A 15099-nucleotide genomic window follows, 5' to 3' on the forward strand; every position below is an offset into this window, starting at 1 on the left:
TTCTGAATATTCAGTCGATCGATGATTAATTATCATCGGTCCGAATGTCGATCCGCGCCCTCCGTACCCTGCAGGCCATCGCGCGCCACGGCTCCTTCGCCGCCGCCGGCAAGGCGGTCGGGCTCACGCAATCGGCCGTCAGCCTGCAGGTGAAGGCGCTGGAGGACGAGTTCGGCGCGCCACTGTTCGACCGCTCGCGCCGCTTGCCGGTGCTGACCGAGGCCGGCCGAATCGTCGTCGCACGGTCGGCCGAGGTGCTGGCGCTCTACGACGACATCGCCGGGGCGCTGGGCGACGAACGCTCGCTGGCGGGCAGACTCAGGGTTGGCGCCGTGCAGACCGCGCTGGCCGGCGTGCTGCCCGATGCGCTGGTCGCCCTCAACCGCGCCCATCCGCGCGCCCGCGTCTCCGTCTCGGTTGGCCTCTCGGCGGAGCTGGCGGAGAAGGTCGTGGCCGGCGAGCTCGACGCGGCGCTGACCACCGAGCCGGTACGGCCCTATCCGGCGGGCCTCGCCTGGACGCCGCTTTACCAGGACCGCTTCTGGCTGTTCGCACCGCCCGGCGAGGGCCAGCGCAGCGCCCGCGACCTGCTGGCCGAGCTTCCCTTCATCCGCTTCGACAGCAAGGCGTGGGCGGGTCGCGTGATCGACCGCGAGCTGCGGCGCATGCGGGTCGAGGTCCACGAGGAGATGGTGCTCGACAGCCAGGACGTGATCCTGCGCATGGTCGAGAAGGGGCTGGGCGTCGCGGTGCTGGCGGTGTCGGACGAAGTCTTCGCCGATCTTCCGCTGACCCGCCTGCCGTTCGGTGAGCCGCAGCTCATCCGCAACATCGTGATGCTGGAACGTCAGGACCGCCGCGGCGGCCGTCTGGCCGTGGCGCTGGCCGATGCGGTCAAAGGTGCGAAGGAAGAGGTCTCGGCGCCGCCTCGGAAGCGGACGAAGATCGCCCGCAAGGCTAGGCCGCGACCGTCTTCCCCTTGAAGGTACAGAGGTCGTTCACGACGCAGGCCGGACAGAGCGGCGTACGGGCCTTGCAGGTGTAGCGGCCGTGCAGGATCAGCCAGTGATGGGCGTGCAGCTTGTAGTCCTCCGGCACGCGCTTCAGCAGTTTCAGCTCGACCTGCAGCGGGTTCTTGCCCGGCGCGAGACCGGTGCGGTTGCCGACGCGGAAGATGTGCGTGTCGACGGCGATGGTCGCCTCGCCATAGGCCACGTTCATCACGACGTTGGCGGTCTTGCGGCCGACGCCCGGCAGTGCTTCCAGCTCCTCGTGCGTGCGCGGCACCTCGCCGCCATACCGCTCCAGCAGCAGGTGGCTGAGCGCGATCACGTTCTTGCCCTTGGTGCGGAACAGACCGATCGTCTTGATGTGGTCGATCAGCTTGGCCTCGCCCAGTTCCACCATCTGGGCCGGCGTCTTCACGAACTTGAACAGCGGCCCGGTCGCGCGATTCACCCCGACATCGGTGGCTTGCGCCGAGAGCACGACGGCCACCAGGAGCTGGTAGACATTGTCATATTCGAGTTCCGTCTCCGGCTCTGGCATTGCCTTCTTGAGGCGTGCAAAGAACTCGGGGATGACGGCGGTCTTCATCAGGGCCATATAAGCTTCATACCATGACCGAAGCGCCCCTTCCGGCGGTTCATTTCGCCACCTCGCTGTCGCCGCACCGCAGCCTGTCTGCGGAGGGCTTTCGCTTCGTCATGCTCGGCGCCGTCGCCGCCAACGTCGTGATCGGCCTGCCCCTGTTCCTCATGGGCGCCTGGCCGGTCTTCGGCTTCATGGGCCTCGACGTCTTCCTCTTGTGGTGGCTGTTCAAGCGCAGCTACCTCGACGCGCGGCGCAGCGAGACCCTGCTGCTGACCGACCGCGAACTGGTCGTGGTCCGCGTCGCGCCCGACGGCGAGCGCGAGGAACACCGGCTCGACGCCTACTGGCTGAAGGTCGAGGCCACGGAAGAGCGTCTGGTCGTGACCTCGCGCGGCAACCGCGCCGTGATCGGCCGCTTCCTCGGCCCAGAGGAACGCTTGAGGGTCGCCGACCGGCTCAAGGCCGCGATCGCCGAGATGCGCGCGCCGCGTTACGACCACGCCTGGGACGAGTAGCGCGTCGCCGGTTCGGGCTCAGAGCCCCAGCACGTCCTTCATGCCGTACAGGCCGGGCTTCTTGCCTTCCAGCCACTTGGCCGACTTCACCGCGCCCGCCGCATAGGTCTCGCGGCTGAAGGAGCGGTGGTTGAGTTCGAGCCGCTCGCCGGCCGCCGCGAAGTAGACCGTGTGCACGCCCACTTCTTCGCCGCCGCGCAAGGTCGCGAAGCCGATCTCGCCGGTCGGCCGCGCGCCGGTATGGCCGTCGCGGCTCTTGCGCCAGACTTCCTCGAGCTGGACCTTGCGGCCCGCCGCGGCGGCGCGGCCGAGCGCCAGCGCCGTGCCGGAGGGCGCGTCGATCTTGTGACGATGGTGCATCTCCAGCACCTCGATGTCGTAGGCGGGGTCGAGCATCGCGGCGGTCTTCTCGACCAGCGCCAGCAGCACGTTGACGCCCAGCGCCATGTTGGCCGCCCACATGATCGGCACCTTCCTGGCCGCATCGTGGATCAGCTTGGTCTGGATGGGATCGAGGCCGGTCGTGCCGATCACCATGGCGACGCCCTTGTCGCCGGCGACCTTGGCATGCGCGACGGTGGCTTCCGGCACGGTGAAGTCGATCACGCACTGGGCGGCGGCGATGGCGGCGGCACTGTCGTCGCCGATCAGCACGCCGTTGGCCTCGAGCCCCGCGACCTCGCCCGCATCCTTACCCAGCGCCTTGGCACCCGGGATCTCGCTGGCGGCAACCAGCGACACGCCCTCGGTGCGGGCGATCTGTCGAACCAGCATCTGGCCCATGCGCCCGGAGGCGCCGACGACGGCGATCTTCATCTCGTTCCTCTTTTCATTGACTGGCATAGATTAACGGACAGAAAGCAAGGGGGACACATGCTCTTCATGGTCGTCGAGAAGTTCAAGAACCAGGACGGCAAGGCCGTCTACCGCAAGCTTCAGAAGGGCCGCGGCCTGCCCGACGGGCTCGAGTTCGTCGCGAGCTACGTCACCGCCGATCTCGGCCGCTGCTTCCAGCTCATGCGCGCCGACGACATCACCACCTTCCAGCGCTGGATCGCCGACTGGCAGGAAGTCGTCGAGTTCGAGGTCGTGCCCGTCGTCGAAGGCAAGACGACGCGCGAGGCGCTGGAACCGCTCCTGTAGCTACTTCCAGGGATTCGCGACCTTCGGCCAGAACGGCGTCTTGCGCTTGGTGTAGGGCCAGCGCGTGACGTCGGGGTCGGCTGCACCAGGCGTGGCGACGTAGAGGATCTCCTTCGCCACGCCGACGAAGCCATTATAGAAATGCTGCGCCGACTTCACGATGACGACGCGGTAGTCGGCGGGATCGGCGCCGACGGCGCGGAAGGCGTCGGCGTGGAAGGTCTGGTTGCGGCGCGTGCAGATCGCGACGTCGACATGCTCCGATGACAGCAGCGCCATGTCGCCGAGCGGCGACATCACCGGCCCGTAGGGCTGATAGACGTTGCGGGCGATCTTCTTCACCGTGACGTCGAGATCGACCGGCTCGCCGCTCACCGTGCCCGACTTGCCGCCGAGCCGCATGCGGATGCGCGCGCCCTCGCCCGCTTCCTCGGCGATCTGGAAGGCCATCGGGTCCCACATCACGCCGAACAGTGCCGGCCCGATCTGGCGCTCGATCAGCGCCTTCAGCACGAAGGTCGAATCGCCGGGGGCGCCGGAGCCTGGATTGTCGGCGCGGTCGGCCAGCACCAGCGGGCCCTGATTGTGCGAGGCGGCGCGGTCCATCGCCTCCTCGACGGTCAGGTACTTGGTGGCATAGCGGTCGCGATTGTCCCACAGCTCGGCCGCGAGCTGCTTGGCCAGCGCCTCGGCCTTGCCCATATCGCCATCGGCCACCACCAGCGTGCGCGTGCCGACATCTTCCACGTCGGCGAAGGAGAAGCCGTGGCTCAGCGAGACCGAGAGGATGCCGTCCTTGCCTTCGAGCGACTTCATGCGCGTCACGAACTCGCTGATCGGCGGCACGGAGGTGCGGTACTGCGCGATCATGCGGCAGTCGAAGCGGGCCATCACCGGCTTCACCTTGCCGTCGACCGTGTCGGCGATGATGTCGAACAGCTCGGCCGCGCGCTCCATCGTGTCGGTGTGCGGATACTCCTTGTAGCCGACCAGCACGTCGGCGCTGTCGAGCATCAGGGCGCTCAAATGACAGTGCAGGTCGAACTCGGCGCCGATCGCCACCTTCGGGCCGACGATGGCGCGGACCCTGGCGAGGAGATCGCCTTCGCAATCGTCGTAGCCGTCGGCCACCATCGCGCCGTGCACGTTGATCAGCACGGCGTCGAGCGGCAGCGCGGCCTTCACGCCTTCGAGGACCTCGTCGCGGAAATCCTCATAGACCTTGCGCACGGTCGTGCCCGAGGGCGCGGCGAAGGTCGCGAGGCCCTCGATCACGGTCCAGCCGCGTTCCTCAGCCCTCTTGCGCCAGACATGCATCGGCGCGGTGAAGTTGGTCGGCTCGGCCTTCGTCGCGTCGCCGCGCCAGATGCCGTGCTCCTGGTAGCCGCGCAGCCCTGTCGGAAAGGGCACGAACTGGTTGGTCTCGGTCCCGAGGGCCGCGATGAACACACGCTTGGTCACGATCACTCCTTGGCGCAATGGCAGCCCACGACATGGTCGTCGACCATGCCCGAGGCTTGCATGAAGGCATAACAGATGGTGGAGCCGACGAACTTGAAGCCGGCCTTTTGCAAAGCCTTCGACATCGCGTCGCTCTCGGGCGTGCGTGCCGGCACGGCTTTCAGATCCTTCGGCCGGTTCTTCTTCGGCTTGCCGCCGACGAAGCTCCACAGGAACTTCGCGAAGGAGCCGTCGCGCTCCTTCAGGGCAAGATAGGCCTGGGCGTTGCTCACACTCGCTGCGATCTTGCCTTTGTGGCGGATGATGCCGGGATCGAGCAGCAGCTTCTCCAGCTTCGCAGGGCGATACCGCGCGATCTTCTCCGGATCGAATCCGTCATAGACCTTGCGGTAGTGCTCGCGCTTGCGCAGCACGGTGATCCACGAGAGGCCGGCCTGGCAGCCTTCGAGCGTTAAAAGCTCGAACAAAGCGCGATCGTCGCGGATCGGCCGGCCCCATTCCGTGTCGTGGTACTTCTGGTAAAGCGGATCGTCGGAAACCCAGCCGCATCTTGGCTTGCCGTCCGCGCCGCTCACTCTATCGTGCTTCCAAACCATGTGAGGAAGCTACCCAATGTCCAACGTTCCCGCCAATCTGAAGGTCTGCATTTTCGATGTATTCGGCACCGTCGTCGACTGGCGCGGCAGCCTGATCGCCGACCTGCCCGCGCTCGGCAAGAAGTACGGCATCGACACCGACTGGACGAGCTTCGCCGACGACTGGCGCGGCCTCTACCAGCCGCAGATGACGCGGGTGCGCAAGAAGGAGATTCCCTGGACGCGCATCGACGACCTGCACAAGGAAGCCTTCGAGATGCTGCTGAAGAAGCGCGGCCTGAACCATCCCGGCGAGGAAGGCGCGTGGGAGTTCACGCATCTCTGGCACAAGCTGCGCCCCTGGCCGGATTCGGTCGAAGGCATCGGCATGATGAAGAAGAAGTATGTCGTGGCCACCATGAGCAACGGCAATGTCGCGCTGCTGATCAACATGGCCAAGAACGGTGGCATTCCCTGGGATCACTGCTTCTCGGGCGAGACCTTCCATCACTACAAGCCCGACCCCGAATCCTATCTCGGCGTGGTCGACAGCATGTACCTCAAGCCCGAGCAGGTGATGCTGGTCGCGGCGCACAACAACGACCTGGCGGCGGCGCAGAAGTGCGGCCTGTCGACCGGCTTCGTCCTGCGCCCCGGCGAACACGGCCCCGGCCAGACCCGCGATCTCAAGGCCGAGGGCGAGTGGAACGCGGTGGGTACCTCGATGATCGATCTCGCGAAGAAGCTGGGGTGCTAACGACTGTCGTCCTGAGCCGAAGGCGAAGGACCTAGGGCCCGCAACAGAGGTGCTGTCGCGGGCGTGAGATCCTTCGCTGCGCTCAGGAGGACATGAGCTAAACCCCGATCGTCGTCAGGTCCTGGAACCAGTGCTGGGCCTGGATGTACGACTTGATCTTGGGCGACAGCGCGTGCGGATTGGTGTCGTGGACGACCCAGATCAGCACGGCGTCGTCGACCACCTTCTCGTGCACCTTGGCCATGATCGCGTCCTGCTTGGCCGAATCGAACTCGGCCAGTGCCTGGTCGATCAGCTTGTCGACCTCGGGGCTGGCATAGTTGCTCCAGTTCACGCCGACGGGCGCGGCCTGGTTCGAGGCGAAGAAGCGCGTGAAGGCGTAGAGCGGGTCCGACGTCACGTAGGCGATGTTGTTGGCGGTGACGTCCTTGTTCATCTCGGCCTTGGCGCCGGCGCGCCACGCCGTGTAGAGCGCCTCGAGCTCGACGACCTTGAATTCGAGGTCGATGTAGATGTCCTTGAACATCTGCTGGATCGCCTCGTTCATCGGCAGCGACAGCATCTGGCCACTGCCGCCCGAGGCCACCACGAACTTGGTCTTGAGCGGCTGGGCCTTGCTGAAGCCCGCGTCGCTCATCAGCTTGCGCGCATCGTCGGGCGCGAACTTGATCTCGAAGGAGGGCTTGCCGAACCACGGGCTCGACTTGTCGACCTGTCCGAAGGCCGGTGTCGCGAGGCCGCCCAGCAGTTGCACGATGGCGTTGCGGTCGATGGCGAGGTTGGCGGCCTTGCGCAGGCGGATGTCGGTCCAGGGCGAGCCCGGCAGCATCGAGGGATGATAGTTCCAGACGTGTGGCGTCACGTTCTGCACGATCTTCATGCCGGACTTGGTCAGGCGGTCGACCGTGTCGGGCGTCGGCGTCTCGATCAGGTCGACCTGGCCTGAAAGCAGCGCCGCGGTGCGCGTGGCACCCTCGGGCGCGACCACGAGGATCATGCGGTCGGCCTTGGGAATGCGCTTGGGGTTCCAGTACGCCTCGTTCTTGACCAGTTCGGCGCGCTCACGCGGCACCAGGCGGGCCAGCTTGAACGGGCCGGTGCCCGACGGCTCCGACGCGAACTTGTTCCAGTCCTTGCCGAGCTTTTCGAACTGCGCCGGGCTCGACACCAGGAACCAGAGCATCTGGTAGGGGAACAGCGCGTCGACGACCTTGGTCTTCACCTCGACCGTCATGTCGTCGATCTTCCTGTAGCTCGCGACCGACGGCAGGCGCGGCCGGACCTGCGAGGCCTGGCGCTGGTCGAACTGCGGGGACTTGGTGTCGAACACCTTGTCGAAGTTCCAGATCACGGCGTCGGCGTTGAAGGCCGAGCCGTCATGAAACTTCACGCCGTCGCGCAGCTTGAAGGTCCACAGCGTCTTGTCGGTGTCGTTGACCTTCCACTCGGTGGCGAGGCCCGGGATCAGCTTGCCGGGCTTGTCGGAGATGTCCATCTCCCAGGCAACCAGCGGATCGTAGAGCGTGTAGCCGGTGAACTTGTAGGCACCGGCGCCGCGATCGGGCTGTCCCGTGGTGAGCGGCACGTCGGCCATCGAGATGCCGAAGCGCACGACTTTCTCCTGCGCGAAAGCAGGGATCGGCAACGTTGCCAGTGCGCCGGCGGCAATGAAGGAACGACGGGTCACGCTCATTGTAGGACTCCTGTCAGAGTTTCGGTCGGTGCGAACGCCACGGCGTGGCGCGTTCGTAGGCGGCGCCGGCGGCGAGGACGCTGGCCTCGTCGAACGGCTTGCCGGCGAGCTGGAAGGCGAGCGGCATGCCGTCCGAGCCGAAGCCGCAGCACACGGCGGCGGCCGGTTGGCCGGTGACGTTGAACGGCATGCTGAGCGAGGGCTTGCCGAGGAAGTGGAAGATCGGCGCCGGCTCCTCGAAGACTTCCGGCGCGCCCCACTGGTTGGCCGTCATCACGAGGTCGTAGCCGCGCATCACCTCGCGCGTGTCCTGCTGCAGCTTGCGGCGGAAACGCAGCGCCGAGATGTACTGCTCGGCCGACAGGAAGGCGCCGAGCTGGAAGCGCCGCCGCGTCGTGTAGCCGAACTTCTCCGGCCGCTCGATCACGTCGCGCCGATGGATGGCGTGCGCCTCGGTCGTGATGATGACGCGACCGCAGATATGATAGTCGCGGATGTCGGGGAAGGTCACTTCCTCGACGATGGCGCCGAGGTCGCGCATCACGCGCACGGCCTCTTCCATGCCCTCTTCCATGTCTTCCGACAGCTTGCCGTCGGGGCCTTCGTACCAGCTCCGCGCCAGGGCAATGCGCATGCCCTTGATCGGGCGCTGTGCCGCCGCTCCGTAATCGACCTTTTCCGTCTTGGCGGAGCCCTGGTCATTGGGATCGTGGCCCGCCAGCACGTCGAGCATCAGCGCGCAGTCCTCGGTCGTCCACGCCATGGGTCCGGCGGTGTCGAGGCTGAACGACAGCGGGAAGACGCCGCAGCGGCTAACCAGACCGTATGTCGGCTTGATGCCGGCGGTGGCGCAGTAGCCCGCCGGATTGCGGATCGAGCCGCCGGTGTCGGAGCCCATGGCGCCCATGCAGAGCGCCGCCGCGATCGCGGCACCCGAACCGCTCGACGAGCCGCCGGGCTGGAACGCGGTGTTCCACGGATTGCGCACCGGCGGAAACGGCTGGTCCGGCGTCATCGCGCCGTTGGCGAACTCGTGCGTGCCGAGCTTGCCCAGGATCACCGCGCCGCCAGCCTTCAGGCGTCGCACTGTCTCGGCGTCGATCGCCGGCACATAGTCGATTTTTAGATGCGAATGGCCGGTCGTCTTGATGCCGGCCGTTTCGTAGATGTCCTTCAGCCCGATCGGGATGCCGTGCATCGGCCCGCGCCGCAGGCCGCCGCTCATTTCCATGTCGGCCTGTCGCGCGGCGTTCAGCGCGACGTCGGCGGTGACGAGGACGTAACTCGAGAGGCCGCGATCGACGGCGGCAATGCGGGTCAGGAAGGCTTCGGTGAGCTTCGTCGAGGTGAGTTCGCCGCGCGCCATCAGGCGGCCGGCTTCGGCGATGCTCAGTGTGGTCAGATCGGTCATGGGATGGGCCTACTCGTCGGCCCGGAAGACTTGCGGCGGTTCGGCGGCCCACGCCCAGCGCGACGGAATCCTCTCCATCAGGCCCAGCAGGCCGACATAACCCTTGTGCAGGTGCCCGATGTCTTCCTCGGTCAAGGTGAGACCGGTCAGCGCGGCGCGTGCCCGAAACTCCTCGAGCGTTGGCGCCTTGATCGACGATGTCATGAATTCCCTCCGCTGCGACAAGCATGCAATCGACATGCCGCGTGGTTCGTAGCGTGCCCATGTTGCGTTGGCTTGGCACTTGCATGGCGGGAGGGGCGAGCGTCTCCCGTTGGGGTTGTCGACGGGATCGCCGAACTTGGGAGCCCTGAATGTTCAAGCGCCTTCGCATTGCCGTCGCCGGTGTCGGTCTTTTCGCAGCGACTGCGATGCCTGCCTTCTCGCAGGGCACTCTGCGCATCGGCATGACAGCCGCCGACATTCCCCTGACGACGGGCCAGCCCGATCAAGGGTTCGAGGGTTATCGTTTCGCCGGCTACACGATCTATGACGCGCTCGTGAACTGGGACCTGTCGAAGGCCGACACGATCGCCGACATCCGGCCCGGTCTTGCTCTGTCCTGGGCGCCGGTCGAGGGCGAGCCCACCAAGTGGATCTTCAAGCTGCGCGAGGGCGTCAAATTCCACGACGGCTCGGACTTCGATGCCGACGCGGTGATCTGGAACCTCGACAAGGTGCTGAACGACAAGTCGCCCCAGTTCGACAGCAAGCAGCTCGCCCAGGTGCGTGCCCGTATCCCGACCCTGGTCGGCTACAAGAAGATCGACAAGAACACGGTCGAGCTCACGACCCGGATCGTGAACTCCCTGTTCCCCTACGACATGTCCTACGTCTTCTATTCGAGCCCGGCCAACTGGGAGAAGCAGGGCAAGGACTGGAACAAGGTCGCGCTGAACCCGTCGGGCACCGGCCCGTTCAAGGTCGACCGCGTCGTGCCGCGCGAGCGCATGGAACTCTCGCGCAACGCCGACTACTGGGAAAAGGCGCGCGTGCCGAAGGTCGACAAGGTCATCCTGTTCCCGATGCCGGAGGCCGCGACCCGCACGGCCGCACTTCTGGCGGGCCAGGTCGACTGGATCGAGGTGCCCGCGCCCGACGCCATCCCGCGCCTCAAGCAGGGCGGCATGTCCATCGTCACCAACAAGTATCCGCACAACTGGGCCTATCAGCCCAGCATGGTCGAAGGCTCGCCGTGGACCGACATCCGCGTCCGCAAGGCCGCCAACCTCGCCATCGATCGCGCCGGCATCGCCAAGCTGCTGGGCGGCCTGATGATCGAGTCCAAGGGCCATGTCTATCCGGGCCATCCGTGGTTCGGCTCACCCGCCTTCGACATCAAGTACGATCCGGCTGAAGCCAAGAAGCTGCTGGCCGAAGCGGGCTACAGCGCGACCAAGAAGCCCAAGATCAAGATCGCGATCTCGACCTCGGGCTCGGGCCAGATGCTGCCGCTGCCGATGAACGAGTACGTTCAGGAGAACCTCAACGCCGTGGGCTTCGACGCCTCGTTCGAGGTCATGGAATGGAACGCGCTGGTGACCTTCGCCTTCCAGCCGGTGACCGGCGACAACGCCAAGAAGGCGGGCGTGAACGGCATCAACATCAGCCGCGCCACGGTCGATCCCTACTCGGCCTTCACGCGCCTGATGAACAGCAACTTCGTGCCGCCGGTCGGCGCCAACTGGGGCATCCTGAAGGACGAGAAGCTCGACGCCATGATCAACAAGGCGCACACGAGCTTCGACAAGGCCGAGCAGACCAAGGCCCTGTCCGACGTGCACAGCTACATCGTCGACCAGGCCTATTGGGTCTGGATCGCGCACGATCTCAATCCGCGCGCCATGAGCCCCAAGGTGAAGGGCTTCGTGCAGGCGCAGAGCTGGTTCCAGGACCTGACGCCGATCGAAATCAAATAGCTTCCAGCAAAGAAGAGAGAGGCGGGCCGCAATGCTCCTCTACGCCCTACGCCGCCTGATCTACCTGGTCCCCGTCGCCTTCGGCGTGTCGCTGCTCGTCTTCGCGCTGGTGCACCTGGCGCCGGGCGATCCGATCTCGGCGATCGTGCCGCCGGACGCGCCGAAGGAAGTCGTCGACAAGCTCAAGGAGTACTACGGCTTCGACAAGCCGCTGCCGGTGCAGTACCTGCGCTGGCTCGGCGTGACGCTGACGGGCGATCTTGGCACGTCCATCGGCACCGGCCGGTCGGTGGCGAGCGAGGTCGGCAGCGCCTTCGGCAACACGATCATCCTGGCCATCGCCGCCACGATCTTCGCCTTCACCCTGGCGGTGATCCTGGGCACCGCGGCGGCCTACGCGAAGTCGCGCATCGTCGACCGGCTGGTGACGATGATCTCGCTGATCGGCGTCAGCATCCCGCATTTCTGGCTGGCGATCGTGCTGGTCATCATCTTCGCGGTGGAACTGGGCGCGCTGCCGCCCATGGGCATCGGACCGGAGAACTCGACCGGCTGGAAGTTCGATCGCGCGCATCTCGCCCACATGGTGCTGCCGACCATCGCGCTCTCCGTGATCCCGCTCGGTGTCGTCACCCGCACGGTGCGCTCCACCGTGAAGGAAACGCTCAGCATGGAATTCGTGACGGCGTTGCAGGCCAAGGGCATGCGCGACAGCCGGATCCTCTTCCACGTGCTGAAGAACGCCGCGCCGACCTGCCTGGCCGTCATGGGCCTGCAGGCCGGCAACCTGATCGGTGGCTCGATCCTGATCGAGACGGTGTTCGCCTGGCCGGGCACTGGCTTCCTGCTGAACAGCGCCATCTTCCGCCGCGACCTGCCGATCCTGCAGGGCACGACCCTGGTGCTGGCCGGTTTCTTCATGCTGCTCAACCTGACCGTGGACATCATCCAGACGATGGTCGATCCGCGCATCAAGCGAGGCTGAACCCATGGCCCTCCAAAGTCCTTCGCTCGACGTCGGCGGCGCCGTCCTGATGGCGCCGAAGCCTACTGCCGCCGGCCGCGGCTACTGGCAATCGGTCGGCCGCCGCCTGCGCCGCGATCCCGTCACGCTGATCTGCGCGGCGATCCTGATCCTGCTGGTGCTGGCCTCGATCGCCGCTCCGTACCTCTATCTGGCGGATCCCTACAAGACGTCGATGATCCGCCGTCTCTATCCGCTGGGATCGCCCAACCACTGGCTGGGCACCGACGAGCTGGGACGCGACATGTTCGCCCGCCTGATCTATGGCGGCCGGCTGTCGCTGTTCATGGGCGTGACGCCGGTCGTCTGCGCCCTGCTGATCGGCGGCAGCCTCGGCATCCTGGCGGGTTTCGTCGGCGGCAAGACCAACATGGCCATCATGCGCGTCATGGACGTGTTCTACGCCTTCCCGTCGGTCCTGCTGGCGATCTCGCTGTCGGGCGCGATGGGCGCGGGCACCGAGAACACGCTGCTGTCGCTCACCCTGGTGTTCATCCCGCCGATCTGCCGCGTCTCGGAGAGCGTCACCACCCAGGTGCGCGGCTTCGACTTCGTGGATGCGGCCAAGGCAAGCGGCGCCTCGGCCTTCACCATCGTGCGCGTCCACGTGCTGGGCAACGTGCTGGGGCCCATCCTGGTCTATGCGACGTCGCTGATCAGCGTGGCGATCATTCTCGCCGCCGGCCTCAGCTTCCTCGGTCTCGGCGTCAAGCCACCGGAGCCGGAATGGGGTCTGATGCTGAACACGCTGCGTCAGGCGATCTACGTCAACCCGATCCTCGCGGCGCTGCCCGGCGTGATGATCTTCATCACCTCGATCTGCTTCAACCTGATGAGCGATGGCCTGCGCGCGGCCATGGATGTGAAGGCCTGACATGGACACGCTGCTTCCGATCCAGGATCGCGGCGGCCCGGCCCAGCCGCTGTTGCTCGCCACCGGCCTGCGCAAGCATTTCCCGATTGCGGGCGGCCTGCTCGGCCGTACCACCAAGGTCGTCCGCGCCGTCGACGATCTCACCCTCTCCGTCGCCAAGGGCGAGACCCTGGGCGTGGTGGGCGAGTCGGGCTGCGGCAAGTCCACGGTGGCGCGTCTGCTGATCCGCCTCATCAAGCCGGACAAGGGCACGATGGTGCTCGACGGCGATCCGGTCGACGAGCCGCACGGCATCACGGTGAACGAGCTGCGCCGTCAGGTGCAGATGGTGTTCCAGGATTCCTACGCCTCGCTCAATCCGCGCCTCACCATCGCCGAGACCTTGGCCTTCGCCCCGCGCGCGCACGGCCTGCCGGCGGCGGAAGCCCGCGAGCGCGTCCGCGATCTTCTGAGCAAGGTCGGCCTCGACCCGGCGAGCTACGCCACGCGCTATCCGCACGAACTGTCGGGCGGCCAGCGCCAGAGGGTGAACATCGCCCGTGCGCTCGCGCTCCGGCCGCGACTGATCATCCTCGACGAGGCGGTGTCGGCGCTCGACAAGTCGGTCGAGGCGCAGGTGCTGAACATGCTGGTCGATCTCAAGAGCGAGCTCGACCTCACCTACGTCTTCATCAGCCACGATCTCAACGTCGTGCAGTACCTCAGCGACCGCGTGCTGGTCATGTATCTAGGCAAGATCGTCGAGATCGGGCCGGTCGACGCGATCTACGGCAATCCGCAGCATCCCTACACGCGCGCGCTGCTTTCGGCGCGACCGTCGATGGACCCGCGCAAGCGGACCAAGGAAGCGCCGATCCAGGGCGATCCGCCCAACCCCATCGACCCGCCCTCGGGCTGCCGTTTCCGCACGCGCTGCCCGTTCGCCGAAGACGTCTGCGCCCGCGCGGAACCGCTGCTGGCCGATGCCGGTGCACAGGCCGTCGCCTGTCACATGCGCGTGGCCGGCTCGGGACATTCCAAGGCGGTGGCGGCATGACCGACAAGACCAACCTCCTGGAGGTTCGCGACCTCCACGTCACCTTCGTGACGCCCGACCGCACGGTGCATGCCGTCAACGGCGTCAGCTTCGACCTCGCGCGCGGCGAGACGCTGGGCATCCTGGGCGAATCGGGCTCGGGCAAGAGCGTCACGCTCCGTTCGATCCTGCGGCTGCATCCAGAGCATCGCACGCGCTGGTCCGGCAGCATCAAGCTGCAGGGCGACGAGGTCCTCGAGATGGGACCCAAGGCGCTGTCCGACCTGCGCGGCCAGCGCGTCTCGATGATCTTCCAGGAGCCGGCGACGGCCTTCGATCCGGTTTTCACCATCGGCCAGCAGATCGCCGAGACGGTGCGCCGGCACACCGGCAAGAGCGAGACCGAGGCATGGAAGCGCGCCAAGGACCTGCTGGAGATGGTGCGCATTCCCTCGCCGGCGACGCGCCTGAAAGCCTATCCGCATGAAATGTCGGGCGGCATGCGCCAGCGCGCGATGATCGCGCTCGCGCTGTCCTGCAATCCGACCCTGCTGCTGGCCGACGAGCCCACCACGGCGCTCGATGCCACGGTGCAGATCCAGGTGCTGCTGCTCATTCGCGAGCTGCAGCGCGAATTCAACCTCGGCGTCATCTTCGTCACCCACGATATCGGCGTGGCCGTCGAAGTCTCCGACCGGATCGGCGTCATGTATGCCGGCAAGCTCGTGGAGATGGCGCCGGTCGAACGCATGGTCGACGCGCCGCAGCACCCCTACAGCCGCGGCCTGCTCGCCTCGACGGTGCATGACGGCATGCGCGGCCAGCGCCTCGAATCGATTCCGGGCGCGCCGCCCGATCTCGCGCAGGTCCCGGCCGGCTGCAGCTTCGCGCCGCGCTGCAAGTTCGTGCGCCCCGATTGCACCACGGCAATCCCGTCGCTGCGCGACGTCGAGGCCGCGCACGCGGTGCGCTGCGTGCTCGCGGCGTAGAACGGGACAAATCCGGTCATCGGCCCCGCGGCCTTGGTCGCGGGGGCGCAGTTGAACTGTAACGTCCTTCACCACACAATCGTGAGGCGGC

Annotated in this window: 16 protein-coding genes; 9 read left to right on the top strand and 7 right to left on the bottom strand. The window is 66.4% G+C overall.

The genetic code is table 11. The annotated features are described in order from the left end of the window. Positions 1-44: 44 nt before the first annotated feature. Positions 45-983: a LysR family transcriptional regulator gene (locus AC1RP5_RS02900; RefSeq protein ID WP_493109069.1), complete on the top strand. Its 939-nt coding sequence runs from the start codon at positions 45-47 to the stop codon at positions 981-983. Here AC1RP5_RS02900 and nth read toward each other — a convergent pair. Continuing rightward, positions 958-1605: an endonuclease III gene (gene nth, locus AC1RP5_RS02905; protein ID WP_493109070.1), complete on the bottom strand. Its 648-nt coding sequence runs from the start codon at positions 1603-1605 to the stop codon at positions 958-960. The genes AC1RP5_RS02900 and nth overlap by 26 nt on opposite strands. Positions 1606-1619: 14 nt before the next feature. Here nth and AC1RP5_RS02910 point away from each other — a divergent pair, with 14 nt between their 5' ends. After that, on the top strand, positions 1620-2108 hold the full coding sequence (locus tag AC1RP5_RS02910; protein ID WP_493109071.1) for a DUF2244 domain-containing protein: 489 nt from the start codon (positions 1620-1622) through the stop codon (positions 2106-2108). Positions 2109-2126: 18 nt separating this feature from the next. Here the strand turns inward: AC1RP5_RS02910 and dapB are convergent, their stop codons facing one another. Then, positions 2127-2924: a 4-hydroxy-tetrahydrodipicolinate reductase gene (dapB, locus tag AC1RP5_RS02915; protein WP_493109072.1), complete on the bottom strand. Its 798-nt coding sequence runs from the start codon at positions 2922-2924 to the stop codon at positions 2127-2129. Between the two features lie 57 nt (positions 2925-2981). On the opposite strand from dapB, the gene AC1RP5_RS02920 reads away from it, so the two are divergent. Then, entirely contained in the window at positions 2982-3251 is a 270-nt protein-coding gene (locus AC1RP5_RS02920; protein WP_493109073.1) for a DUF3303 domain-containing protein, read from the top strand. Here AC1RP5_RS02920 and AC1RP5_RS02925 read toward each other — a convergent pair whose 3' ends face one another. Further along, the gene (locus AC1RP5_RS02925) at positions 3252-4712 is read right to left on the bottom strand and encodes a M81 family metallopeptidase (RefSeq protein WP_493109074.1); all 1461 of its coding nucleotides are present in this window, start codon (positions 4710-4712) and stop codon (positions 3252-3254) included. Positions 4713-4714: 2 nt separating this feature from the next. Next, complete coding sequence (locus AC1RP5_RS02930; RefSeq protein ID WP_493109075.1) at positions 4715-5287, bottom strand: DNA-3-methyladenine glycosylase I; 573 nt, start codon at positions 5285-5287, stop codon at positions 4715-4717. A gap of 37 nt (positions 5288-5324) precedes the next feature. Here AC1RP5_RS02930 and AC1RP5_RS02935 point away from each other — a divergent pair, with 37 nt between their 5' ends. Beyond that, positions 5325-6044, top strand: a complete 720-nt coding sequence (locus AC1RP5_RS02935; RefSeq protein WP_493109076.1) for a haloacid dehalogenase type II — start codon at positions 5325-5327, stop codon at positions 6042-6044. Between the two features lie 97 nt (positions 6045-6141). Here AC1RP5_RS02935 and AC1RP5_RS02940 read toward each other — a convergent pair whose 3' ends face one another. Genes AC1RP5_RS02940 through AC1RP5_RS02950 form a run of 3 tightly spaced genes read right to left on the bottom strand, consistent with a single transcriptional unit; the run spans position 6142 to position 9352 of the window. Next, complete coding sequence (locus AC1RP5_RS02940) at positions 6142-7737, bottom strand: ABC transporter substrate-binding protein (protein ID WP_493109077.1); 1596 nt, start codon at positions 7735-7737, stop codon at positions 6142-6144. Between the two features lie 13 nt (positions 7738-7750). After that, positions 7751-9148: an amidase gene (locus tag AC1RP5_RS02945; protein WP_493109078.1), complete on the bottom strand. Its 1398-nt coding sequence runs from the start codon at positions 9146-9148 to the stop codon at positions 7751-7753. A gap of 9 nt (positions 9149-9157) precedes the next feature. After that, positions 9158-9352 carry a hypothetical protein gene (locus AC1RP5_RS02950; protein ID WP_493109079.1) on the bottom strand — a complete coding sequence of 65 codons (195 nt, stop codon included), beginning with the start codon at positions 9350-9352 and terminating at the stop codon, positions 9158-9160. Positions 9353-9501: 149 nt separating this feature from the next. On the opposite strand from AC1RP5_RS02950, the gene AC1RP5_RS02955 reads away from it, so the two are divergent. The 5 genes from AC1RP5_RS02955 to AC1RP5_RS02975 are packed head-to-tail and all read left to right on the top strand — an operon-like array spanning position 9502 to position 15008. Further along, the gene (locus tag AC1RP5_RS02955; protein WP_493109081.1) at positions 9502-11106 is read left to right on the top strand and encodes an ABC transporter substrate-binding protein; all 1605 of its coding nucleotides are present in this window, start codon (positions 9502-9504) and stop codon (positions 11104-11106) included. A 31-nt stretch (positions 11107-11137) separates the two neighbouring features. Continuing rightward, the gene (locus AC1RP5_RS02960) at positions 11138-12091 is read left to right on the top strand and encodes an ABC transporter permease (RefSeq protein ID WP_493109082.1); all 954 of its coding nucleotides are present in this window, start codon (positions 11138-11140) and stop codon (positions 12089-12091) included. Between the two features lie 4 nt (positions 12092-12095). Further along, on the top strand, positions 12096-13004 hold the full coding sequence (locus tag AC1RP5_RS02965; RefSeq protein WP_493109083.1) for an ABC transporter permease: 909 nt from the start codon (positions 12096-12098) through the stop codon (positions 13002-13004). Between the two features lies 1 nt (position 13005). Continuing rightward, positions 13006-14040 (top strand): ABC transporter ATP-binding protein, encoded by a 1035-nt coding sequence (locus AC1RP5_RS02970; RefSeq protein ID WP_493109084.1) that lies wholly within the window; start codon positions 13006-13008, stop codon positions 14038-14040. After that, positions 14037-15008 (top strand): ABC transporter ATP-binding protein, encoded by a 972-nt coding sequence (locus tag AC1RP5_RS02975; protein WP_493109085.1) that lies wholly within the window; start codon positions 14037-14039, stop codon positions 15006-15008. Before AC1RP5_RS02970 ends, AC1RP5_RS02975 begins: the two co-directional genes overlap by 4 nt. Positions 15009-15099 lie beyond the last annotated feature (91 nt).

The organism is Reyranella sp. GW821-FHT12G01, assembly GCF_058806575.1.

Bases quoted from the DNA above. Each gene is read 5' to 3' on its own strand.
- dapB (WP_493109072.1), bottom strand. From the start codon at position 2,924: ATGAAGATCGCCGTCGTCGGCGCCTCCGGGCGCATGGGCCAGATGCTG.
- AC1RP5_RS02910 (WP_493109071.1), top strand. From the start codon at position 1,620: ATGACCGAAGCGCCCCTTCCGGCGGTTCATTTCGCCACCTCGCTGTCG.
- AC1RP5_RS02960 (WP_493109082.1), top strand. From the start codon at position 11,138: ATGCTCCTCTACGCCCTACGCCGCCTGATCTACCTGGTCCCCGTCGCC.
- AC1RP5_RS02965 (WP_493109083.1), top strand. From the start codon at position 12,096: ATGGCCCTCCAAAGTCCTTCGCTCGACGTCGGCGGCGCCGTCCTGATG.
- AC1RP5_RS02950 (WP_493109079.1), bottom strand. From the start codon at position 9,352: ATGACATCGTCGATCAAGGCGCCAACGCTCGAGGAGTTTCGGGCACGC.
- AC1RP5_RS02920 (WP_493109073.1), top strand. From the start codon at position 2,982: ATGCTCTTCATGGTCGTCGAGAAGTTCAAGAACCAGGACGGCAAGGCC.
- AC1RP5_RS02935 (WP_493109076.1), top strand. From the start codon at position 5,325: ATGTCCAACGTTCCCGCCAATCTGAAGGTCTGCATTTTCGATGTATTC.
- AC1RP5_RS02970 (WP_493109084.1), top strand. From the start codon at position 13,006: ATGGACACGCTGCTTCCGATCCAGGATCGCGGCGGCCCGGCCCAGCCG.
- AC1RP5_RS02900 (WP_493109069.1), top strand. From the start codon at position 45: ATGTCGATCCGCGCCCTCCGTACCCTGCAGGCCATCGCGCGCCACGGC.
- nth (WP_493109070.1), bottom strand. From the start codon at position 1,605: ATGGCCCTGATGAAGACCGCCGTCATCCCCGAGTTCTTTGCACGCCTC.
- AC1RP5_RS02940 (WP_493109077.1), bottom strand. From the start codon at position 7,737: ATGAGCGTGACCCGTCGTTCCTTCATTGCCGCCGGCGCACTGGCAACG.
- AC1RP5_RS02975 (WP_493109085.1), top strand. From the start codon at position 14,037: ATGACCGACAAGACCAACCTCCTGGAGGTTCGCGACCTCCACGTCACC.
- AC1RP5_RS02955 (WP_493109081.1), top strand. From the start codon at position 9,502: ATGTTCAAGCGCCTTCGCATTGCCGTCGCCGGTGTCGGTCTTTTCGCA.
- AC1RP5_RS02945 (WP_493109078.1), bottom strand. From the start codon at position 9,148: ATGACCGATCTGACCACACTGAGCATCGCCGAAGCCGGCCGCCTGATG.